Below are 23,096 nucleotides of genomic sequence, written 5' to 3' on the forward strand. Positions count from 1 at the left end.
ATTGATACCATAATCATTCTACTTTTGTTTATATTGATATTCAATAAGCGAATTAGAATAATTATCGTTTAATTTTCCGATTAAATACAGAAGTATTAAGATATCATGTTGCTAGCAAATAATATCTTAATACTATCGAAAGCTATCATATATAGTCGGATTTTGTCAAAACACTTGTTATAAAGCGGTTTATGTACTTCCCAATCTGTCGGATGGTCGTTTTTCCTGATTCGGGTTCTGTAAGTCCATCTATCAATACAACAATAAATGCCTGCTTCTTACCGTATGATATAATACCGCAATCGTGCTCGACTCCAGGAAGTTCTCCTGTCTTGTTTCCGATTTTTAATAGAGTATCATCCAAATAAAATGGCAGCTTTTCTTTGAATTGTTGTTGCAGGAGCAACGAAAAGAATGTGTTTTTCGAGTGTTTATTTAAAGACCCTCCAGCAACAGCTTCTTTCAAGCATAATGCGATATCAACTGCGGATGTAAAGTTATCATGTCCGGATTGAATGGCATCGAAATCCAACATTTTACGCTGCAATATCGAGTTTTTCATTCCGATCGTGGATATAGTCGAATTGATTGAATTTCTCCCTATTAAATCAATCAATAGATTAGTAGCCGAATTATCCGACACAATGATCATAAGTGACAACAAATCCTCGACTGTAAGCTGCTTAACTTTCATAGCCTGGAGAACTCCAGTGTCTCCAATTCTGTCGCTTTCTTTAATGGTCACGATTTTGTCTTTTTGCAGCTTACCTGCTTCAATCAGTCTCAAAGCCTCGAATAATATCGGCAGTTTGATCAAACTGGCAGACTGGTAAACTACATTGCTGTTAGATTCTATAATTGATCCTTCAATTTCCAAAAACAAACTCGCCCGGCCCTTGCACCCAGCGAGTTCATTCGACAGTCTATCTCTTAATTCTTCTATTTTCATGGCTATTCTGTTCCTTATCTGATATTGACAAGCATTTCTTTTTTATCTTTTCCTTCTAAATGTTCATCATATAAATGACAGGCAACATAATGGTCTTTGTCGATCTCCTGCCAGACAGGTTTCTTCTGCGCACAGATGTCCATTGCGTGCTGGCATCTGGTTCTGAAGACACAGCCGCTCGGAGGATCCATCGGGCTTGGCAGTTCTCCCTGCAGGATGATACGCTCCCGCTTATCCTCCACATCCGGATCCGGAATCGGGATGGCAGAGAGCAATGCCTGAGTATATGGATGCAGCGGTTTATTGTAAAGCTGGTTACTAGCCGTGAGCTCGACAATATGGCCGAGGTACATAACTCCGATCCGGTCGCTGATTTGCTTAACCATGGAAAGGTCGTGAGCAATGAATAGATAAGTCAATCCCTTTTCTTCTTGAAGACGCTTCAGCAGGTTTACGACTTGTGCCTGGACTGATACATCAAGAGCTGAAATTGGTTCATCCGCTATGATAAAATCCGGATCAAGCGCAAGTGCCCTTGCAATTCCTATTCTCTGACGCTGCCCGCCACTGAACTCGTGTGGATAACGGTTCGCATGGTCACGATTCAATCCTACATCTTCCAAGAGCTGATAAATTCGTTCCAAGCGTTCTTTTTTATTTGGAAACAGTCCATGAACCTCCATAGGTTCAGATATAATTTCCTTTACCGTAGAACGTGGGTTTAATGAGGCATATGGATCCTGGAAAATCATCTGCATCTGCTTATGGAACTGAAATTTTTCTTTTTCTGAAAGTGAATGCACGTCTTTGCCGTTAAAAACAACTTCTCCATCTGTCCGGTCATAAAGTCCAATCATTGTTCTGCCGGCGGTCGATTTTCCGCATCCAGATTCCCCGACAAGGCCAAAGGTCTCGCCTTTAAAAATATCGAATGAAATGCCATCTACTGCTTTAAGGATTTCATTTTTACCCATAGTAAAATGCTTCTTTAAATCTCTTACACTTAATAAAACTTCATTTTCCATATTTATTCCTCCGTATCAATCCAGTAGCGTCTCGCTGCACAGAGTTCTTTTTCGTAGATTGTACCTTCTAAAGAAATGATCTCGATATTCTTGCCAGTATTCGGTGAATGCAGAAGCTTGCCGTCACCATAATAAATACCGACATGATGAATGCTGCCTTTTCCTTCCTCATAGGCGAAGAAGAGCAAGTCCCCTGGCAGGATGTCTGGAAGTGGTACCTCTTTACCCGCAGCAGCCTGTTCATGGGCGTCCCTCGGAATGATATAGCCGTTCGCCAGGCACATATTATAACTGAAACCCGAGCAGTCATAGCCATAGCTGCTCATTCCGCCCCAAAGATATGGCAATCCGAGGAATTGCTCGCCAGCAGCCACGATTGCTGCCCCATTCTTCTTAGGAATTTCCTTATCCGATGGTGTGACGGTTACATCCTCAGCTCTTAAGATGCCAATACCTGTTGGTGTTTTAACGCGGATTCGATCGAGTATATCCTCCACGATTGGCAATGTGGTCTGGTAGCTCAATTCCATCAGCTTTTCGTTCTTTTCGAAATATAGCAGGGCTTTCTTAGCTGTAATGACTGCTGCAGGTCCCTGCTTGATATACCAATCTGATTGTTGAATCAGCTGATCTTTTGGGATCCACCCTGGATATCCACGACGATCTTTTCCTGATGGCTGGTCTGGGACAATAACATGTGCCCATTCATTCACTTCATCAATGATCAAGACTTCCTGACCAAACAAAACCTGTGATTGAACCAGATTATCATCACACAATTGGAGTCGTGGTTCATAAGTAAGCTTTTCAAGCCATTTATCTATATTCAGGTCACCGGAAATTGCGTCCCTGTCGATTTCCCTCGCTGAATCATGTGAAGTCCACAAAGTTGCTACAGGGACATTGACGAGCCAAATATTATTGCTTTCCAATGGAAATTCCTCCTTCTGAAAGGACCTTTTCTATTCCAAGACCTGGTTGGTCCAGAAGTGTGATTTTTCTACCATTATACTTTATTCCGCCTGAAATCGCTTCATTTGCCAGCATTAATGGCGCGTCGAAATCAAAACGCGTGATGTTTTTCTTGCTTGCTGCGAAGTGGGCAGCAGCGGTAATTCCCAGCCGTGTTTCAATCATACTGCCAACCATACATTCTATCCCAGCCATTTCAGCCATTTGGTTAATCATTTGAGCTTGATAAATTCCGCCAGACTTCATTAATTTAATATTAATAAGGTCTGCGCTTCTACTTCTGATCACCTCAAATGCCTGTTTCGTTGAAAATACACTTTCATCAGCCATTATTAAAGTATCGACTGCATCAGTTACCTGCTTTAAACCTTCCAGATCTTCTGCTTTAACAGGCTGTTCAACCAGCTCGATATCAAGTCCAAGGTCCTCCATTTTTCGGATCGCCCTGATTGCATCCTTCGGTTTCCACCCCTGGTTCGCATCGAGCCGAATTTTAATTTCATTGCCTATTCTTTTGCGGATTTCCTGGATCCTGGCAATATCGGTTTCGATCTCACCGATTCCTACCTTAACCTTAAGTACATTGAACCCATTGCTGACATATCCAACAGCATCCTCACCCATTTCTTCTGGGGTGTTCACACTAACGGTAAAATCGGTTTCAAGCTCGTTTCTGTAGCCTCCAAGGAATTGATAGAGCGGAAGGCTGCAATTTTGCGAGATACAGTCGTACAATGCCATATCAACGGCTGCTTTTGCGCTGGTATTGTTAACAAGGATGGTTTTTAACCCCTGGAAAATAGCTTCAAAGTTCAATAGATTCTTTTTTAATAAAAACGGCTTGATGACGTCATTGATTGCACCCTCGATACTTACGAGACTGTCCCCTGTTATGACCAATGTAGGCGGTGCCTCTCCCCAGCCGGCAATCCCATTATCACAGGTTATTTTAACAAAAATGGCTTCAGCTACAGTAACTGTGCGGAGTGCGGTTTTAAACGGCTTTTTCAAAGGGACAGCATTACGAAATGTCTCGATTTTTTCAATAATCATAACTCTTATCTCCTTTGGTTCTATTTGATCCCGCTTTCAACAAATAACGTTTTCTCTTTGGTATTCATGGATGCAGCCGCCCCGAGTGGCACACCAATGTGAGGGGAGCAATGCCCCATTTTGAATCCTTTGAGAGCCGGTATACCGGCAAGTTTAATGTAATGGTCTATAACTTCTTCCAGAGTTAAAGACAGTTCTCTTTCTGGTACGCAGTTATTAAAGTCACCGACAATGATCCCGGCTGATTCCTGCAGCTTGCCAGCCATAAACAGCTGGTTCAGCATCCTGTCTACAGCCCGTGGCTCTTCATTAATGTCTTCAATAAGCAGAATCTTACCTTCTGTATCAATTTCAAATGGTGTGCCCATAGCGCTTGAAAGAAGCGAGAGGTTTCCGCCAACTAATGATCCTTTAGCGGTGCCGGGTACCAGCTCTTCAATTTGCGAAAGCTCAGAAGAATAATTTAACTCTGCTGGTGTAAACAATTGCTGGAATGTATCCTTGGAAATTTGATTAGCCCCTTCTTTTCCAATATCCGAAGCAAGCATTGGACCATGGAAAGTGACCAGTCCTGTCTGCTGCCTGATTGCAGTATGCAAGAATGTAATATCGCTGTAGCCCCAAAAGATTTTAGGATTATTTTTAATAACATCATAGTCTATCGCAGACGCAATTCGCGCTGTGCCATAACCGCCGCCAGCACAGATTATTCCTTTTACTTCGTCATCGAGGAACATTTCATGCAGGTCGGCTAATCTATCCTCATCATTACCGGCCAGATAACCATATTCAGAGTACAATGATTTTCCTAGTTTATAATTAAGTCCTAAATCTTCAACGAATTTTAAGCCTCGCTTAAGGTTTTCTTTATTAGGTGGACTCGCTGGCGCTATGACTGCAACGGTATCCCCTTTTTTCAGACGATTGGGCTTCATTGTCATTTTAATCGACTCCCTTTTATTATCGTTTTTTGAAGTAGACATAATTATTTTATTGACTACTTTAAAAGCGCATGTGATAAAGTTAGATACCATGTTCTGCCCGAAATTCAGTTCCCAAACCATTTTGGGTAAAAGCAGATGCTTTGCTTTGCCCTAAATTCAGTTCACGGATCATTTTGAGTAAAAGCAGATGCCTTGCTTTGCCCTAAATGCAGTTCACGGATCATTTTGGGTAAGTGCAAATGCCTTGCTCTGCCCGAAATTCAGTTCACGGATCATTTTGGGTAAAAGCAGATGCTTTGCTTTGCCCTAAATCCAGTTCACGGATCATTTTGGGTAAAAGCAGATGCCTTGCTTTGCCCTAAATTCAGTTCACGGATCATTTTGGGTAAGTGCAAATGCCTTGCTCTGCCCGAAATTCAGTTCCCAAACCATTTTGGGTAAAAGCAGATGCCTTGCTTTGCCCTAAATTCAGTTCCCGGACCATTTTGGGTAAAAGCAACAGGCCTGCTTTGCCGCAAAAAAGAAGATTCATATGTATTAAGGATATTTTTAAATGGTATGTACTAGTAAAAAAGAGGTGTTCCAAGATGAACACCTCTTTCTTAGAATTACTACTTCTTATCTGCCCACTTTAATTCAAGGTATCCTACCGGATGGCGGACAACCTCAGATACAGCTTCGTTTTGAAGATATACTTGGTTATAGAAGTGAACAGTGAAGATTGGTGCTTCTTCAAACAAAATCTTCTCTGCCTCATACATTAACTCAAAACGTTTTGCTTCGTCAGATTCATTTTTTGCCTGCTTAATCAGTTCATCATACTTCGGATTGCCCCAGCCAGTACGGTTCATGGAGTGGCCAGTCTGGAAGTTTTCCAGGAAGTTGATTGGATCAGCATAGTCAGCAAGGAATGAACTGCGGGAAAGCTGGTGCTTTAGTGCTTTCTGTTCTTCCGCGAAAACGTTCCATTCCATATTCGCAAGCTTGACTTCAACACCTAAGTTTTCTTTGAACATTTGCTGTAAAGCTTCAGCGATCTTTTTGTGTACATCGCTTGTGCTATATGTCAGTGTAACTTCAGGAAGTTCAGTGTACCCTTCTTCTTCCATTCCCTTTTCCAACAGTGCTTTCGCTTCTTCTACATCCGTTTTATTGAAATCTCCATTTACTTCACGGAAGTCCTTGCCTGATGGATCCTGGAATCCAGGAGAAACAAAGCCATAAGCAGCTTTTTCCTTGTTCTTTGTAACAAAGTCAACGATCTTCTGCTGGTCAACTGCAAGTGCAAAGGCTTTACGGATATTTACATTCTGGAACGGTTCTTTTGAAACATTGAAGCGGTAGAAGTAATCTCCTGCCTGATCTTCAACCTGTACCTTTCCTTCTTCAAACAACTTATCACTTAGTTCAGCAGGTACATCTGAAACATCGAGATCCCCAGCTTGATACATTTGATACTCAGTGTTTGTGTCGTCAACGATTGCCCATTCTACACGGTCAAGGTTTACGTTTTCAGCGTCCCAATACTGGTCATTCTTTTCCATGACGAATTTTGTGTCATGCTCCCAGCTTGCAAGGTTAAATGGTCCGTTACCTACGAATGAGTCAGCTTCAGAAAACCATTCTGGATTTTCTTTCGCTACCTTTTCGTTGATCGGGAAGAATGCCGGATTGGCAATGACACTTAAGAAATATGCCTGTGGACTTGTTAAGGTAACTTCAAACGTCTTGTCATCTACTGCTTTTACTTTTACATTGTCAGCAGAACCCTCTCCGCTGTTGAATTCCTCTCCGCCTTCAATGAAATAGCCGAGGAAAGCAGCCGCTGATCCAGTTGCTGGATCCAAAAGACGCTTCCAGGCGAATTCGAAATCTTTTGCTGTTACAGCGTCACCGTTGGACCATTTAGCATCTTCACGAATGTGGAATGTGTATGTCTTCCCATCTTCAGATACATCCCACTTTTCTGCAGTTGCAGCTTCAGGCTGATGCTCTTTACCTAGTCGAGTAAGACCTTCCATCAGATTGTTCAAAGCGTTCCAAGATGCAGAATCGAAACCGATTGGCGGGTCAAATGATGTTGGTTCCTGGCCGTTGTTTAGGTAAAGGACCTTTTCCTCTCCTTTTTCCCCACTGTCGTTTCCTTCTTTTTCTTTACCTGCATTATCGTTGGCGGTACATGCAGCCATCGTGAACACAAGCATTGCTGCCATGAGCATGGTTAATAACTTTTTCACTCTGTTTCCCCCTTATGTTGACCTAAAATTATATCAAAAAGGCAATAGCCTGTTTGAACACTATCTGTTTGCGAGCAATTTTTGCGCTCGCTCATCCTGTAGCCAGCAGTCCACACCGTGGCTGTCGGAAAGCTTTGTTGCTGAAGGGTAGACTTTGTCACAAACCTCCATTGCATATGGGCATCGGGCTGTAAAAGGACATCCAACTGGCGGAGAGAATAAATCAGGCGGAGTCCCGGCGATCGGTATCAGTTCAGCACCCTCCACATCCAAACGCGGAACAGAGTTCAATAACCCTTTCGTATATGGATGCTGTGGATTATAAAAAACCTCTCTCCTTGTACCTGTTTCGACAATTTTACCAGCATACATGACCGCGATCCGATCTGCGACTTGTGCAACAACCCCTAAATCATGAGTGATCAGAATTATCGAGACGCCTGTTTTTTTCTGGATATCACGAAACAATTCTAAAATCTGTGCCTGGATTGTCACGTCAAGCGCTGTTGTCGGCTCATCCGCAATTAAAACTTCCGGCTGGCAGACTAGCGCCATAGCAATAACAATCCTTTGCCTCATTCCGCCGCTGAATTGATGAGGGTATTGTTTCAGGCGGACTTGTGGGCTAGGTATTCCCACCAGGTCAAGCATTTGTACCGCCACTTTCTTTGCCTGCTCCTTTGAAAGGTTCATGTGCTGGAGAATTCCTTCGGTCAGCTGATCCCCGATTGTCAAAGTCGGATTCAATGCTGTCATCGGATCCTGGAAAATCATTGATATATCAGAACCGCGGATTTTTCGCATCTCAGAATCCTTCAGTTTCGTCAGGTCTTTCCCTTTAAAAACGATGGAGCCACCATCAAATCTACCGGGTGGTTCCGGAATCAATCTCATGATACTTTGTGAAGTCACGCTCTTCCCGCAACCAGACTCCCCTACAATCGCTAAAGTTTCCCCTTTATGTAAATCAAAAGTGACTCCACGGACAGCTTTAACCTCACCGCCGTACGTCTTGAATGAAACATGAAGGTCTTTTACTTCAAGTACTTTTTCCATGTTGCTTACCTCCTTAGCTTCGGGTCTAGTGCATCCTGAAGCCCATCACCTAAAACGTTAAACGAAAACATTGTCATTGAAATGAAGAATGCTGGGAAAAATAGCCTCCACCAGTCACCTGATAAAATAACTGGCAAAGCATCGCTTGCCATCGATCCCCAGCTCGCAAGCGGTGCCTGGATTCCCAAACCAAGGAAGCTAAGGAATGCTTCAGCAAAAATAGCAGATGGAACGGAAAGTGTGATTTGCACAATGATTGGTCCCATCGTATTTGGCAGTAGATTTTTTCGGATGATTCTTGCTGTTTTCGTTCCAAATGTTTTAGATGCCAAAACGTATTCGTAGTTCTTGATCTGCAGTACTTGACCGCGGACAATCCGCGCCATCCCTATCCAGCCAGTAATCGTCAGTGCGAAAATGATTGTAGCAAGGCTAGGCCCCATCACTACACTAATTAAAATAACTACAAGCAAATATGGAAGCCCATAAAGAACTTCTATGATTCTCATCATGAAATGGTCTGTCCTGCCGCCTTTATAACCTGCAATCCCGCCATAAATGATCCCGATTAGAAAATCGATCAATGCTGCAGCAATCCCGACGAATAATGATATACGTGCGCCATACCAAGTCCGGGTAAATACATCGCGCCCGAGTTCATCGGTTCCAAACCAATGCTCACTTGACGGCGGAAGATTTTGATTGACCAAATCCTGGTGGTCAACAGTGTGTGGCGAAATGATAGGCCCGAAAATCGCCATGAATGTCAAAACAGATAGGAAGAATAACCCCATCATGGCCAGCTTGTTTTTCAGGAGGCGTCTCCATGCATCCTGCCAATACGAAAGGCTGGGCCTGACAACAGCTTCTGCTTCTGAGTCACTTTTTTCTATAGGAACGAACCAGTCGTCAGGAATTGACGGTACTTCTGGTGGTTCCTGATGTTTGCGCAGAGCCATCATTTTCCCTCCTTTTTATGAAGCTTGATCCTTGGGTCAAGAATGCCATAGGCGAGGTCTACAAGGAAAAGCATCATAATCAATACTGTACTGTAAAAAATCGTTGTTCCCATTATGACAGGATAGTCACGTTGGTTGATGCTTTCGACAAAGTACTTGCCCATGCCTGGAATCGCAAAGATCTTTTCAATGACGAAAGTTCCTGTGAGTATACTAGCTGCCAATGAGCCAAGAATCGTGACAACTGGCAGTAATGCATTCTTTAAAGCATGTTTGAAGACGATTTTTACTGGTGACAGCCCTTTTGCCTTTGCTGTCCGTATGTAGTCTTGTGTCAAGACTTCAAGCATACTTGATCTCGTCAAACGTGCGATGATTGCCATAGGCCCGGTAGCAAGTGCCAGAGTCGGCAGAATCATATGCTTCGGACTCGTCCAGGTAGCAACCGGAAGGATCTCCCAGGTAACGGCGAGCTGCTGGATCAACAGGGTGGCCATGACAAAGTTTGGTACTGAAATACCTACTACTGCAACAGTCATCGCAAGGTAATCGATCAAGCCATTATGGCGAAGTGCCGCAATGATTCCCAGAAGAATGCCAGAAAAAATCGCGACAATCAGCGTGATCATCCCCAGTTCAAATGAAACAGGGAATCCCCTTCCAAGCATTTCGTTTACAGTCTGTGAGGACTTTTTGATAGAAGGCCCAAAATCGAATGTCGCGACCGATTTTAAGTATATAAAGTATTGAACGTATAATGGCTCATCCAAATGATAGAAACTTTCAAGGTTCTTTTGGACTGCTTCGCTCGTCGCCCGCTCCTCGTTAAAAGGAGAACCAGGAATTGAGTGCATCAAGAAGAAGGTCAGTGTGATGATGACCAGCAAGGTGACCGCCATCGAGCCCAGTCGTTTGAGTATGTAATGGAGCATTAACTCACATCCTTATCATGTCTTTATGTCAGTTCTTAAGGTGAATGAAAAACATTCTATGAAAAAGTCGTCCTCATTGCGAGTTCTGTCATCACAAGCATAGCTTGATAGGCTTCTAGAATGCTCTTAGCCTGGTAGCGGACAATTGTTGTCCCTTCTTCGATTTCTGTACCGGGCATCAAGTTTGCCCACTCTGCCTGTCCATAGTTGGCAAATTCAATTCTTAACACAGGGTTCTCAGGAGGAGTAAGCGGTTTCACTTTATCCTTATTTTTAATAGCCAACTCAGTTTTCTCTGCAAGCAGTTCACCCGCTTTAACTGGTGTTAAGGATTTTGCCGCGGACCTTGAGATGGACTCTTTAACTACGGCAGTTGTAATGTTAGGGATCAATGCCTCTGCTTCTCGGGCAGCTCCATCGTCCCCCGCCACCATGATGACTGGTACTCCGAAATGACCTGCTACATAAGCGTTGAAACCAAGCTCGCCAATTTGAATATCATTTATCCACATATGGCGTACTCCGAAAATCATCGAATGCGACATCACACCACTCATAGAAGCCCTGGCATGATAGCCAACAAAAACTGCTCCACCAAAGCTGTCATCCAACCCTTGCACCATTGAAAATGGTTTTACATCCCCAGTAATCAATTGTGTTTCCGGATGAAGATCCTCTATTAAAAGGTTGTTCATCTTTGAGTGGCTGTCATTGACGATGACTTCCTCGCAGTCAGTTTCAAATGCTTTCGAAATCACATAGTTGGCTTCCTGGGTCATGATTTTCCGGCCACGTTCGTAATTAAGCTTTGAAGAGTCCACATGAGTATGGTCGACTAGACCAGTAATTCCTTCCATGTCCACTGATATGTAGAGTTTCATTTTTTACCCAACTTTCTATGAATAATTATCTTAAAATTATAAATAATAAAACTACCAACCGCAACCTTTTTTCCTATTTATTTCAGTCTTTACAAGGAAATAGGAGATTTGTCACTGGTAGCAAAATGTCAATAATATTATTTAAAGAATAATATTTTCCAATTAAAAATTTAAGGAAATAAGAACGAACCTGATTGTTAAAACATTTTTCTGTATCCCCGGAAGTGTTTAAACCGTTTTTTCAAAATAATGGTTTTTTGGCAGAAGAAAAGAGCGCAATGAAATACGCTCCTACTCTCTGAGATTATGTTGCTCCATCAATTCAATAAAGTGGGTCAGGACCTTGGCTGTTAGTCCCCAAATCACCTTTCCGTTCGTTCTGTAGAAATATTCATCCATTTTTCTAGTCTGCCAATTGTAATTCTCACCGCCAATGATCAGATCGAAAGGAAATCCATCTTCTGGTTCCACTTGAAAATTGATTTTATAACTGTCAGGCTGGTTCTTTTTAAAAAAGGACAGAGGTACTGTGAATACCTCTCCTACTTCTGCTTCGTTAGGAATGATGGCGTTTAGATTACTGATTCTTCCAGCAAAAGGATATATGATAGTTCCGAATGCGGAAACCATGTAATCCAATGGAAAAACATCGAGGATCTCGCTTTCCTTTATGCCGAGTTCTTCTGAGGTTTCTCTGACTGCTGCCTCTTGAGGATCCTCTCCCTTTTCGATTTTCCCGCCTGGGAAACATACTTCGCCTGGCTGTCTTCTCATCTTAAGGGAACGTACCTCGAATAAAATATGGACATCACCATTAACTTCAACTAACGGCAGCAATACTGCGAATTTGATGAATTTCTCATGACCCAAAATTGAGGGTGTCCGCCCCAATAAAGTATTTGAAATCTGGTTTATGTTCATTATTGGACATCCACTCTCCCTGTTTTAGTATGTATTTTATTTTATTATGAATAGCACGATAAAAGAAAGAAAACGACTTTTTTATCGCAGTATATTTAGTAACTTGCCGAAACAACAATGTTACAATTTCCCGTTACAGTTCGAAACCAAGGCTTTATAAAAATGAAAGAGCAGCGACCGAATGCCGCTGCTCTTTCAATCAGATTATGATCCTGTCGCCCGGCCTTTGATCGCTTTATACGCAATCAAGATAATACCGATGATGAGCAGAATGTGAATGATGCCGCCGGCTATTTCGAAAATCAGTCCTAATAACCAAAGCACCAGTAATATACTCGCTATTGTCCACAACATTAGGAACGTCTCCTTTCGCTGTATTCTTAATAAAAGTTTACCCCTTAGACATTTACATTAAACAAGCCAGTTGTGATAAGGGTTAATCAAAAATTTGATTCCTTTGCCAACGATATGTCACACTAAAATAAAACAACAATTTAAGGAGCACAGCTTATGCCAAACTACAAGATATTATTCTTAGATATAGATGGAACAATTTTAACTCCTGATGATACTATTGAGGATTCCACTAAGATCGCCATCAGTGAAATGAGGAAGCAAGATATTGAGGTCGTTCTGGCCACGGGACGCCCGATTCATGAGATCAAAGGGCTTGGGGACGACCTTAACATTTCCTCCTATATAGGATACAACGGTGCTTTGGGCATATATGAAGAGGAAACGATCTTTGCTGAACCAATGCATGCAAAGGATGTAAAATACATCCTGGATGTTGCAAAAAAACATAATCATAAGCTGGTCTTGTATACCAGTACAAAAAATTATTTAACAGACCTGGACTCGGACTTGGTTAAAACTTTCCTTCAGCAATTCCATTTGCGGCAGAATGATATTTTTTCAGAGGAAGTCATCGAAGATATTCTCGGCATGACGATTATCACAACCGGAAATAATGGAGAAGAACACTATGAATTCAATGATGGAATACATTTGTCACAGGTCAATGTTGAGGGTATGCAGCATTGCTACGACGTCATCCGTGATAAGGTAAATAAAGGGGTTGGCATTCAATTCTTGTTAAAAAAACTGGGAATAGAACGTGAAAGCTCCATTGCCTTCGGGGACGGGATGAATGACAAAGAAATGCTTTCATTCGCTGGAGAAGGATTTGCCATGGGGAATGCCCATCCGGACTTGTTCAAGCATGCGAAGCATAGAACGACAGATGTTACGGACTCAGGAATTTACAATGGCTTGAAGAAGCTCGGTTTGTTGTAATTATGCATAAGAATTCGGAGAGTTCAAATTAGATCAGGCAATTCAAAAGCCGTTGTAAGATGACAACGGCTTTTGTAAATTAATCTTTATTTAACAGCTCTTCCCCTGCAATCCCAGGGTTTGTCATTTCATATGGATTCAGGATTAAATCGAGCTCTTCTTCAGTCAGAACATCATAGGCAAGACACAGTTCCCTAACTGACTTTCCTGTCAGGATCGCTTCTCTAGCTATCCTTGAAACTGCTTCATAACCCAGGTGCGGGTTGACAGCAGTAATGATGCCTACGCTCCTCTCAACATCCTTCTCGAGTTTCTCTTTGTTCGCTTCAATCCCGACAAGACAATGGTCAGTAAACACCTTGAACCCATTGTTCATGATGCTGATTGATTGGATCAAGTTGAAAATAAGGACTGGTTCCATGACATTCAACTCGAGCTGGCCCGCTTCGGAAGCAAGACAGATTGTATGGTCGTTTCCAATAACCTGGAAAGCAACCTGGTTTATGACCTCAGGCATAACCGGATTCACCTTGCCAGGCATGATGGATGAGCCTGGTTGTCTTGAAGGAAGGAAAATCTCGTTGAAGCCCACTCGAGGACCTGACGCCATTAGTCGTAAGTCGTTGGCTATTTTCGACATATTCATCATGCAAACCTTCAAGGCCGCAGATACGGTTGTATAAGCATCGGTATTTTGTGTCGCATCGACTAAATGATCAGCATTCTTCAATGGATATCCGCTTATTTCAGAAAGGTGGCGGACAACATTTTTGATGTATTTAGGATTGGCATTAAGCCCGGTCCCCACGGCGGTTGCTCCCATATTCACTTCGAAGAGATGGCCGCGAGTATGCTTAATTCTGTCAATATCGCGTTCAATCACCCTTGTATATGCTTCAAATTCCTGGCCGAGACGGATTGGCACAGCGTCCTGTAAGTGCGTCCTGCCCATTTTTATGACAGCATCAAATTCCCTTGCTTTCTGGGAAAAAACATCGCGCATGATCTGCATGGTATCCAATAGCTTGTCCAAAAGGGACAGCACAGAAATATGCATCGCAGTAGGAAATGCATCATTCGTCGATTGAGCCATGTTCACATGAGAGTTGGGGCTTAATGTGAAATAATCCCCTTTCTTCTCACCAAGCAATTCCAGCGCGCGGTTCGCAATTACTTCATTCGTATTCATGTTGATGGAGGTCCCAGCTCCTCCCTGAATTGGATCAACGATGAACTGTTCATGCCACTGCCCCTGGATTATTTCATCAGCCGCTTTTACAATGACCTCTCCAAGGCCGCCGTAAAGCCTTCCTGTTTCCATATTGGCAAGTGCCGCAGCTTTTTTCACCATGGCCATTGCCTTTATAAGTTCACTATGTATTCTATACCCTGTTATCGGGAAGTTTTCAACAGCCCTTAAAGTTTGAATGCCATAATACGCATCCGCTAAAACTTCCTTCGTACCCAGAAAATCCTTTTCAATACGGACCTTAACCTCAGACATTTGTTTTACCCCTCCAAAAAGCGTGAAATATTCGTAATCAATCAAAAGTTATGTATTGAGGGCAATCATTTTCCGACAATCTTCTTGTAAATTTTTAATCCCCCTTAGCCTAAATATTGGCCTACATGACTATTGTAAATCAAAAAAAGGATTTCATCACGACAAATCATCATTTTCCTAAACCTAGATAGCGAAAACTGTATGATTTCTGATTGTTATGCTGAAACTCCACTACTTTTGAGAGCTTTTGTCACCATGCAGGAAAACAGGAATGTTCTTGCTGAATTGTAATAGGACATCGAATTTATCATAAACCAAACAGAAAGGAATGTGCATGATGACTGACACTCAATTCATGAAGGCATACACAATCAAAGAGGTGTCCAAGAAAATAAATGTTCCGTCCGGCACCATTAGACAATGGGAAAAAGATCTTGCAGGGTTATTGATCGTTCCAAGAACGAAACAAGGTGCAAGATTTTATACGGATATTGAAATAGACCAATTGATGAAGATCAAACAAATGCGTGATAAAAATCTAAGCAAAGAAATGATTCGTGATCTCTTACAGAGGCATTTGAGTTCTGATGCGGTTTCCGATCAATCACCACAGGAAAACAGCCTTACGATAAAATCGAATATGCCAGCCACTTCTCCGGCAGGCAGCCCAAATGATTATGATACTTTTATGTTGGCAATGGAACAATATAAGGAGTCCTTGCTTGCAGAGGTAAAAGCAGAGATCAGGAACGGCATTCGAAAGGAAGTTCTGGAGGAAGTAAAAAAAGAAATCTCCAAAGGTACTTTTACAACAGTAAAAACCCTTTCCGATTCTATTTATAAAACAGGAGAAAAAACAAATGAACAAATTTTGGTACTTTCTGAAACAGTTGCCAAAAGCACGGAAGAAAGTTCCGAACGTCTCGGAACCATTTCTTCAGAGCTTACGAATGTTTCGAAAGGCACTTCCGAAATCAGTACCAATATTGCAAAAGTTTCTAAAGGTACGACAGAAATGTTCAGCAAGCTTTCAGATTCTGTAACCAAAGCTTCACAGGGTACGACTGATAAAATAACGAAGCTGACCGAAAGTGTTGCGAAGGTTTCAAAAGGTACTTCCGAAAAAATTAATGCACTATCCGGCAGTCTTTCGAATGTCTCGAAGGGCACTTCCGAACGATTTACATCTTTGACATCTAGTTTGACTAAAACCTCAAAAGGCACGAATGAAAAAATTGTAAAACTAGAAAGCACGGTCAATAAGCTGTCATCCGGTACAAATAAGGAATTATCACTTTTGGCAAAACGCCTGAATGAGACAACCGAGACAGTTTCCGAAGAGTTTAAAATACTTGCGGACTATGTTTCAAATAGTCGTGAGACAACAAATCAGGAGCTCTCTAATTTAAACCAGGTCATCAATCAGGAACGAGATTATTTTGTCCGCACCCTTCAAAGTGAACGTGAAGAGTTACGCCGGGAGATCAGGCAGCGGGACGAAATGTTTAAAAATATGGTCGATAGCTTCAGGGAGACCGCAGCTTCGAAACAAACAAAACGCAATTGGTGGAAGGTTTGGAAGTAGTTTTCTTTTTACTGACATATAACTTGTAAAGATGTAAATAATATTCACACTTAAGAGCCGCCCGTTTTTTATAAATCTCCATTATGCAATGTAAGAAATACTCTTAGGAGGGAAATTGGAGATGGTGAGATATATTCGCTGGATGGCAATCGCAGCATTGGTTATATACTTATCAGGAGCATCATCAGATTTTGCTGTAGCGAAGATCTCCTCGGATTACGGACAAATAAAGGCAATCAATATCTCTCATCGTGGTGCTTCAGGCCATGCCCCCGAACATACATTGCACGCTTATGAACTAGGGAATGTCATGAATGGCGATTACATTGAAATCGACCTTCAAATGACGAAAGATGGAGAATTAATTGCGCTGCATGACGAAACAATTGACCGGACTACGGAGAAAAAGGGTCTGGTCAAAAACCTTACTCTAAAGGAAATAAAGAAACTTGATGCAGGCTCATGGTTTAATGAGGCTTTCCCTGAAAAAATGAGTACCGAGTATTTGGGGCTTCAAATCCCTACCCTTCGTGAGGTGCTTGATCGGTTCGGTTCAGACTCCAAGTTTTTCATTGAAACCAAATCGCCTGAAGTCTATCCTGGAATGGAAGAAAAGCTAATAAATATACTGAATGAATACAATCTCATCGGGGCCCATCAGACATTCGGAAATGTTATTATTCAATCATTCAGTGTAGATAGTTTGAAGAAAGTCCACCAATTAGATGAGTCGATTCCATTGGTCCAGCTGTTGTCCTACTACGCTCCAGCAATCATCACCGATACTGAAGTAAGCAAAATCAAAGAATATGCAGTTGGGGTTGGATTGCATTATACGGCAGTTAGTCCCGGATATATTAAAAAGGTCACAGATTCTGGTTTAATGGTTTTCCCTTATACAGTCAATGAAAAAGAAGATATGAACATGCTTTTGGATTGGGGAGCCACAGGAATGTTTACCAACTACCCAGACCGGTTGAACGGAGTCATACAAAGCAGAATATCAAAAAAATCGTAAACCTTATCAAGACATAAGCTGCCTTTTGGCAGCTTTGTTCACTTAATAATGAGACTTGTTATACATGCACCCTTAGAGGTAGTGAACTTCCCGCATAAGGGTCTCTTTCATGACTAAATGCACCCTTATATCTCGAGAACCTCTCTCATAATGGCTTAATTATTGGTATCTTTTCAATAAAGTCTATTTTTATATCCTTCTTCCAACCTCTTCTTTATATCAGCTTCTGAAGACCCAGGAAGCTTGGAGTGTGCTGCCAAAATTTCTGCACCGGATGGCAAATCAGATGAATCTACCCAGCTTTCAGGATTCCATAAGCCGGACCGCTTCAACGCTTTTCCGCACTGTATATAGCATTCCTCTACTTCTACTACGATTCCAAGCAGCGGATTCTTCCCGCCGGCTTTCATCCTTTCTAGTAGCTCTGGCTCCAGAGTCAAACGGGCCTTCCCATTCACTCTCAATGTTTCAGGCATCCCGGGTATAAGAAATAAGAGGCCTACCCTTGGGTTTGATAAGATATTTTTCAATGAGTCCATTCTCTTGTTACCGGGACGGTCTGGAATCACAATCCGGTTTTCGTCCAGAACAAGCACAAAACCAGGTGCATCTCCCCTCGGGGACGCGTCTGTGTACCCGTTTTCGTCAGAGGTGGATAAGACAAGAAATGGTGATTGGTCTATGTAGTTACGGCAGTGTTCGTCTACGAAAGAAATAACCTTCCGTTTGGCCAGCTCACTAGGCTCCCCGAACAATGTCCGTAATTCTTCAAAGCTATTAATTACATGATTCATTAAATCATCTCCCTTTTTCCTTGATATTTACTTAAAAACGAATAAGCCAGTGTAAGGCTGATATTACTTCCAACTGGTAAAAATAATGTGCTAGGATGGTATTGCCACTATTTGGCTGGCGAAAAATATCATAGAAGGTGCAGCATTGAAATTAACCGTAAATACAAGATCATTTTTATTTTCATTTTTGATAGCTTTGTCTGGTGGTTTGTTGTTTTCATTCTTATCAATTCCGGTTCCATGGCTACTCGGACCAATGTCAGCAATTCTGATTGCTGATCGCTTCAAAGGATTAACATTATATTGGCCGAGGGCCTTGAGAGATACAGCGTTACTACTCATTGGTTATTCAATCGGCCTTTCCTTTACAAGCTCCTCTGTTGAAAATATCATAGATAACCTCCCGGCAATGCTGATCTTGACGGTAATCCTTGTAGCATTTGCTGCCTTAATGTCTAAAGTTATTTCAAAGCTGTCCGGTGTTGATTATCCTACAGTATTGACTGGGAGCATTCCAGGCGGGTTGTCACAAATGATCATTTTTGCAGAAGAAATGAAAGGGATTGATGTCACAACGGTTACCTTCCTTCAGGTATCCAGGTTAATGATGATTGTTTTTGTCGTTCCTTTTATCATATTCGGGCCAATTTTCGATATCAGTCATATGAAGAATGAATTGGCAGGCTCAGATCCATTCATTTTTGACCCTGTTATGACCTTTATATTTTCTATAGTATGTATCCTTGGAGTGATTATTGGCAAGAAACTGAGCTTGCCTACTCCATTCTTACTTGGTCCATTATTAGGAACAGCCATACTGACTTATTCTGGCTATACAGGTCCAACTCTGCCAACCTCAGTCCTGGATGCTTCACAACTGATGATAGGCGGCTATATTGGTATGTTACTAAAACCTGAGAAATTAAAGAAGAAAGCATCCACCATCATTCTCGCTTTGTTAAGTGGTTTCTTGCTTGTAATCGGATCTTTGGTGTTAAGTTTCTTTTTATCAGACGCTTTAAATATCAATATAGTTACAAGTTTTCTGAGCCTGGCACCAGGCGGAATGGATCAAATGGGGATTATCTCACATGAGGTAAATGCTGATTTATCAATTGTTTCAGGCTTTCAGCTATTTAGGTTATTTTTCATTTACTTTGTAGTTCCTCCGGTTTTAAGGTGGTATTTTAAAAGAAAATTACGCATTCAAAAGGATTCCCTTTGATATCCGGGGTATATTAACAACAGACTTTTAAAAATGCTTAGATGGAGGAATGAAAATGAACAAATCGTTTAATAATTTTCTTAATAAAGCTAAAATGACTTTGAATCAGGCATTTGGTCATGCGAAAGAAACCCTTTATTCCATTACAGGAACATCGTCAGCATCTGTTCAGCAAATAGCCGATTTCGTCAGGAGTCACCCTGATGTAAAAATTGTAAAGAAAGATTATCTAGGGATGACTTTATCATTTTATGAACTCGTCCAGGGTAAAATGAGATACTATCTAGAGACAAATAATTCAAAAATTTTGCAGCTTGATGTACATTCCCATAATCACACTGTGGTAGCATACCGTTCATACCGTGATCAATTATCAATTGATACACCAGTTAAGTTTCCAGATCTGCAAAATGCAAAATAAGCTGAAGGAGCTAAGTCCCTATTTGTAATCCATAATACAAAAAATAAGGTGTCCCAAATGCTATTGGGACACCCTATTTTTATTCCTTTATGTCAACCCGGACAGCTGGTCCCGGTCGTCAGCCATCGGAGGTTCCTCCAGCCATGAGTTTTTGATCATGATATTGGCACCATCTTCTGCATATAGCGCAATTTCAGGAATCAGTGAAGCATATTTAAGTCCAATATCCTTGCGCGGGCTTGCTGCCATTGCGGCACCATAATTCCCGATCCCTGCGGCGATCATTGCTGAGACATGGAATGAGATCAGTTTATCTGAAAATACCTGTGTAGTGCTGTCTGTTACAGCTGAATCCCAAAACAGGGGGGCCGGAATATCGTTGTTCTTAAGGATATCACTGAATAAATCAACGTGTTTTTGAGCGATTTTCTTTCCTCTCTGCAAATATTCCTTGACCTCTTTGTCCTGGGCCACCTGGATGAAGCCCATGATCAGTGCCTTTCCTATTTGGTTGGTTTGTATATTCATGAACAAATGCGTTATTTCTACTGAGGTAAGTGCCCGTCTCCTGCTTTTGATTCCCGAAAGGAATTTTTGCTTCTCAACAAAGTCAACCTTATCTGGGACTGAAATAAATGGTGGTCTTATGTATGTCCCTTGCTCCAGCATTGCCTCCCTTGTCAAATCCTGCAGTCCAATCGCAGATTTCAAGACACTTTTATGAAAGTTAATTACATCAGGCCGCGTTCCAAGACCGATTGCCGCAATATTTGCTGCCATTCCAAGAATGGACATATGCCTTAAATACATCATTACGAATGTATCGGAAAACAGCCGCGGAGCATGAATATTCACATCTTTCTTTGTGAAACCCATTGGGTAGGGAAAATCTTCACGATCGAAAATCTCTTTTAAATGAGAAATGTTTTTTTGTGATGCGCCGAGAGCAAACTCAACGATTTCCTTTACCTTTTTGTCGTCTATGTTGTTCAAAAAATAACTCAAAACACAAACAGAGACTGTGTCATTTATATATTGCGACCACAAACTAGACATTTCTGCCGCAGTCAGGTGGATTTTAGTCTTGTCCTCCATTTTTACACCCCAATTCACTGATGATAACTATATCTTTCCTTAACTTGCCGATATTTATTTTAATATTTTGCCTCTGTTAAAGATGAATGGTGAATTTTTAGCATTGTTGTCGGAAGAGATTGCTGATAACAACAACCCGATAAAAACATCCTATCTATTTTACAAAAAAATAGTAAAATAGAAGTATGATTCAAATTTAGGAGTGAGCAAGCTGAACGCAATTTTTTTATTAATCATTGCAGCTGTTGGAATATCACTGACAGCAAATTTATTGAGATTTCATGTAAGCGCTTTTTTAAACCAACTGATTTTCTCTGCTGCATCATTGATCCTGGTTGAGACTGCAGTTTATTTTTATGGAAGTAATCAAGTAAGCTGGACTATTCTTTTATTTATTGCGACTGCGGGTTATTCTTTTAAATTAATTGGGGGTTTAGTGGCAGCCCTTCTTAGTGTTCTTATCGTTTATTTACATACAGGAGGCTTTCCTTTGGAGGTTCTCCCCGTTTATTTGGTAATCGGGACGTGCGCCGGCTACATTTCACAATATTTACTCAAGAAAAAGAGAGAGCACCATGGCTGGATGTACATGCTCATGGAGCAATCTAAGCATTTACAGGTCTTTCGTGAAGTGAGCACAACGATGCAGGGGACTCTTCAGCAGGATTTGCTTTTGAAAGTGATCTTGACATCTGTAACCGCTGGCCATGGCCTTGGATTTAACAGAGCGATGATTTTTCTTGCCTCCAATGAAACTAAGTCCCTTAAGGGGATCGTTGGTGTCGGCCCTATGGATGTGAAGAAGGGCTATGAAGTGTGGGAAAAGATTTCAGAAGACAGACTAAAACTCAGTGATTTAATTGAACATAACTTTGACAGCAATTTTACCGACCCGGAGTTGAATGCTATTTTACGTTCATTGGATATACCAATTGATGAACATAACGTCTTTGGGCTAGCTTTATCAAGTCAAAAACCAGTTATTGTTAAGAGCATCGCAAAAGAGGATATGTCACAGGTTTTAATTAAAGACTTGTTCCAAACCGAGGAGTTTGCGGTGATCCCCTTGATTAACCAGGGTAAGAATATCGGTATCCTGCTGATTGATAATATTGTAAATAAGAGACCGATTACCTTGATGGATACTGAAAATATCCTTCCTCTGGCGAACCAGGCTGCGATCGCTCTTGACCATGCTAACCTTTATGAGCAAATTGAGGAAATGGCTTTACGCGATGGATTGACAGGTCTTCTCAACCAACGGGCATTCCAGACAATTCTTAATGAACACTTCCCGGTTGAAGGAAATCGGAATAGTCCCCTTTCGTTAATCATCTTTGATATCGATTTCTTTAAGGTTTTCAATGACAAAAACGGCCACCTGCTTGGGAATGAAGTGTTGATGAAGCTGGCAAGAGTCATTGTTAATTCATTAAGACCTGATGATTTTTCCTTCCGATTTGGCGGAGAAGAATTTGTAGTCCTATTGCCCGGCACCCTTCTTAACCAAGCCGAAGTAATAGCTGAAACAATTCGTTCGAATGTAGAGAAAGCAAGCTTTCCTGGTGAAAATACACAGCCCAATGGCACATTAACAGTAAGTATCGGAATAGCCTGTACAGACCATTCGGAAATAACCACTAAAAATGAATTGATAGAAGCTGCTGACCAGGCACTATACAAAGCTAAAAGCGCAGGAAAAAATACGGTAGTTTCCTTTAAGGAGTTTGTGAACATTGATTGAACTGGCATTTATTCTTGCTACCCTTTTCTTTTTCATGGCTTCCGCTTTGACAAGCAGGCCCTTATATAATCTTTCACAAAAGCAGTATTCCAACCGGGTTACTGCAAATTATGGGTTCAAGGTATCAGAATTGCATTATTCTTATGACCAAATGATCTACTTTATCTCAATGCCGACTACTTTGCCTTATATTAAAAATGCGTTAAAGGAAGACCTAGTTATTGAGCAAGATTATTCATCTTATTTTTTTCCCGTTCTTAAAGGTATCAAAATATCTTTAAAACAGAATGGCGAAAATATGTACCTTGCCTATTTGCCTATTGGGAACTTCCGTCTGCCGCATCTCGATAAGCTGCAGCAGGAAGGCACTATTGATGAGCAGACATATTTAAGAATAAGCACCAGTAAGCTGCTTGATCCCAGCACATTGCAGGAAGTGCGTGAAGAGGTATATAAACAGCTTCAAGTGGGTCGTTATTAATTAT

At 41.5% G+C, this 23,096-nt stretch carries 22 protein-coding genes; 7 read left to right on the top strand and 15 right to left on the bottom strand.

Features of this window, described 5'->3' with window-relative positions; genetic code table 11:
- Nucleotides 1-145: 145 nt before the first annotated feature.
- From AC0VX7_RS13030 to AC0VX7_RS13085, 12 genes are all read right to left on the bottom strand, one after another.
- Nucleotides 146-949 carry a serine hydrolase gene (locus AC0VX7_RS13030; RefSeq protein ID WP_475424564.1) on the bottom strand — a complete coding sequence of 268 codons (804 nt, stop codon included), beginning with the start codon at nt 947-949 and terminating at the stop codon, nt 146-148.
- 14 nt (nt 950-963) lie between these two features.
- Nucleotides 964-1,974 (bottom strand): ABC transporter ATP-binding protein, encoded by a 1,011-nt coding sequence (locus tag AC0VX7_RS13035; RefSeq protein ID WP_475424565.1) that lies wholly within the window; start codon nt 1,972-1,974, stop codon nt 964-966.
- A gap of 2 nt (nt 1,975-1,976) precedes the next feature.
- The gene (locus AC0VX7_RS13040; RefSeq protein ID WP_475424566.1) at nt 1,977-2,906 is read right to left on the bottom strand and encodes a C40 family peptidase; all 930 of its coding nucleotides are present in this window, start codon (nt 2,904-2,906) and stop codon (nt 1,977-1,979) included.
- Nucleotides 2,893-3,999 (bottom strand): dipeptide epimerase, encoded by a 1,107-nt coding sequence (locus tag AC0VX7_RS13045; protein WP_475424567.1) that lies wholly within the window; start codon nt 3,997-3,999, stop codon nt 2,893-2,895. The genes AC0VX7_RS13040 and AC0VX7_RS13045 overlap by 14 nt, the downstream gene beginning before the upstream one ends.
- A gap of 20 nt (nt 4,000-4,019) precedes the next feature.
- Nucleotides 4,020-4,940, bottom strand: a complete 921-nt coding sequence (locus tag AC0VX7_RS13050) for a S66 peptidase family protein (RefSeq protein WP_475424568.1) — start codon at nt 4,938-4,940, stop codon at nt 4,020-4,022.
- A gap of 614 nt (nt 4,941-5,554) precedes the next feature.
- Complete coding sequence (locus AC0VX7_RS13055; RefSeq protein WP_475424569.1) at nt 5,555-7,180, bottom strand: ABC transporter substrate-binding protein; 1,626 nt, start codon at nt 7,178-7,180, stop codon at nt 5,555-5,557.
- 60 nt (nt 7,181-7,240) lie between these two features.
- Nucleotides 7,241-8,236 (bottom strand): ABC transporter ATP-binding protein, encoded by a 996-nt coding sequence (locus AC0VX7_RS13060; RefSeq protein ID WP_475424570.1) that lies wholly within the window; start codon nt 8,234-8,236, stop codon nt 7,241-7,243.
- Nucleotides 8,237-8,241: 5 nt separating this feature from the next.
- Nucleotides 8,242-9,195, bottom strand: coding sequence for an ABC transporter permease (locus tag AC0VX7_RS13065; RefSeq protein WP_215032838.1), 954 nt, complete (start codon nt 9,193-9,195; stop codon nt 8,242-8,244).
- On the bottom strand, nt 9,195-10,127 hold the full coding sequence (locus AC0VX7_RS13070) for an ABC transporter permease (protein WP_023614168.1): 933 nt from the start codon (nt 10,125-10,127) through the stop codon (nt 9,195-9,197). The genes AC0VX7_RS13065 and AC0VX7_RS13070 overlap by 1 nt, the downstream gene beginning before the upstream one ends.
- A 56-nt stretch (nt 10,128-10,183) precedes the next feature.
- Nucleotides 10,184-11,008, bottom strand: coding sequence for a M55 family metallopeptidase (locus AC0VX7_RS13075; protein ID WP_475424571.1), 825 nt, complete (start codon nt 11,006-11,008; stop codon nt 10,184-10,186).
- Between the two features lie 291 nt (nt 11,009-11,299).
- The gene (locus AC0VX7_RS13080; RefSeq protein ID WP_475424572.1) at nt 11,300-11,929 is read right to left on the bottom strand and encodes an NUDIX hydrolase; all 630 of its coding nucleotides are present in this window, start codon (nt 11,927-11,929) and stop codon (nt 11,300-11,302) included.
- A gap of 204 nt (nt 11,930-12,133) precedes the next feature.
- A complete protein-coding gene (locus AC0VX7_RS13085; protein ID WP_156972634.1) occupies nt 12,134-12,283 on the bottom strand; it encodes a lmo0937 family membrane protein in 150 nt (49 codons plus the stop codon).
- Nucleotides 12,284-12,439: 156 nt separating this feature from the next.
- On the opposite strand from AC0VX7_RS13085, the gene AC0VX7_RS13090 reads away from it, so the two are divergent.
- Nucleotides 12,440-13,225: an HAD family hydrolase gene (locus AC0VX7_RS13090; RefSeq protein WP_475424573.1), complete on the top strand. Its 786-nt coding sequence runs from the start codon at nt 12,440-12,442 to the stop codon at nt 13,223-13,225.
- Between the two features lie 79 nt (nt 13,226-13,304).
- On the opposite strand, the gene aspA is transcribed toward AC0VX7_RS13090, so the two are convergent.
- Nucleotides 13,305-14,729 carry an aspartate ammonia-lyase gene (gene aspA, locus AC0VX7_RS13095; RefSeq protein ID WP_475424574.1) on the bottom strand — a complete coding sequence of 475 codons (1,425 nt, stop codon included), beginning with the start codon at nt 14,727-14,729 and terminating at the stop codon, nt 13,305-13,307.
- A gap of 334 nt (nt 14,730-15,063) precedes the next feature.
- On the opposite strand from aspA, the gene AC0VX7_RS13100 reads away from it, so the two are divergent.
- Together AC0VX7_RS13100 and AC0VX7_RS13105 are read left to right on the top strand one after the other, a co-directional pair.
- Nucleotides 15,064-16,314: a MerR family transcriptional regulator gene (locus tag AC0VX7_RS13100; RefSeq protein ID WP_475424575.1), complete on the top strand. Its 1,251-nt coding sequence runs from the start codon at nt 15,064-15,066 to the stop codon at nt 16,312-16,314.
- 121 nt (nt 16,315-16,435) lie between these two features.
- A complete protein-coding gene (locus AC0VX7_RS13105) occupies nt 16,436-17,332 on the top strand; it encodes a glycerophosphodiester phosphodiesterase (protein WP_475424576.1) in 897 nt (298 codons plus the stop codon).
- Between the two features lie 173 nt (nt 17,333-17,505).
- On the opposite strand, the gene AC0VX7_RS13110 is transcribed toward AC0VX7_RS13105, so the two are convergent.
- Nucleotides 17,506-18,126: a pyridoxamine 5'-phosphate oxidase family protein gene (locus tag AC0VX7_RS13110; RefSeq protein ID WP_475424577.1), complete on the bottom strand. Its 621-nt coding sequence runs from the start codon at nt 18,124-18,126 to the stop codon at nt 17,506-17,508.
- 145 nt (nt 18,127-18,271) lie between these two features.
- Between AC0VX7_RS13110 and AC0VX7_RS13115 the strand changes: the two genes are divergently transcribed.
- A complete protein-coding gene (locus AC0VX7_RS13115) occupies nt 18,272-19,351 on the top strand; it encodes an AbrB family transcriptional regulator (RefSeq protein ID WP_475424578.1) in 1,080 nt (359 codons plus the stop codon).
- A 55-nt stretch (nt 19,352-19,406) separates the two neighbouring features.
- Nucleotides 19,407-19,772, top strand: coding sequence for a hypothetical protein (locus tag AC0VX7_RS13120; RefSeq protein ID WP_475424579.1), 366 nt, complete (start codon nt 19,407-19,409; stop codon nt 19,770-19,772).
- 87 nt (nt 19,773-19,859) lie between these two features.
- Here the strand turns inward: AC0VX7_RS13120 and AC0VX7_RS13125 are convergent, their stop codons facing one another.
- Entirely contained in the window at nt 19,860-20,867 is a 1,008-nt protein-coding gene (locus AC0VX7_RS13125; RefSeq protein ID WP_215032968.1) for a DUF3231 family protein, read from the bottom strand.
- Nucleotides 20,868-21,357: 490 nt separating this feature from the next.
- Between AC0VX7_RS13125 and AC0VX7_RS13130 the strand changes: the two genes are divergently transcribed.
- Nucleotides 21,358-22,611 (top strand): GGDEF domain-containing protein, encoded by a 1,254-nt coding sequence (locus AC0VX7_RS13130; RefSeq protein ID WP_475424580.1) that lies wholly within the window; start codon nt 21,358-21,360, stop codon nt 22,609-22,611.
- Complete coding sequence (locus AC0VX7_RS13135) at nt 22,604-23,092, top strand: hypothetical protein (protein WP_475424581.1); 489 nt, start codon at nt 22,604-22,606, stop codon at nt 23,090-23,092. Before AC0VX7_RS13130 ends, AC0VX7_RS13135 begins: the two co-directional genes overlap by 8 nt.
- The last annotated feature ends 4 nt before the right edge of the window (nt 23,093-23,096 follow it).

It is taken from the genome of Mesobacillus sp. QJM3NY_10 (assembly GCF_056173465.1).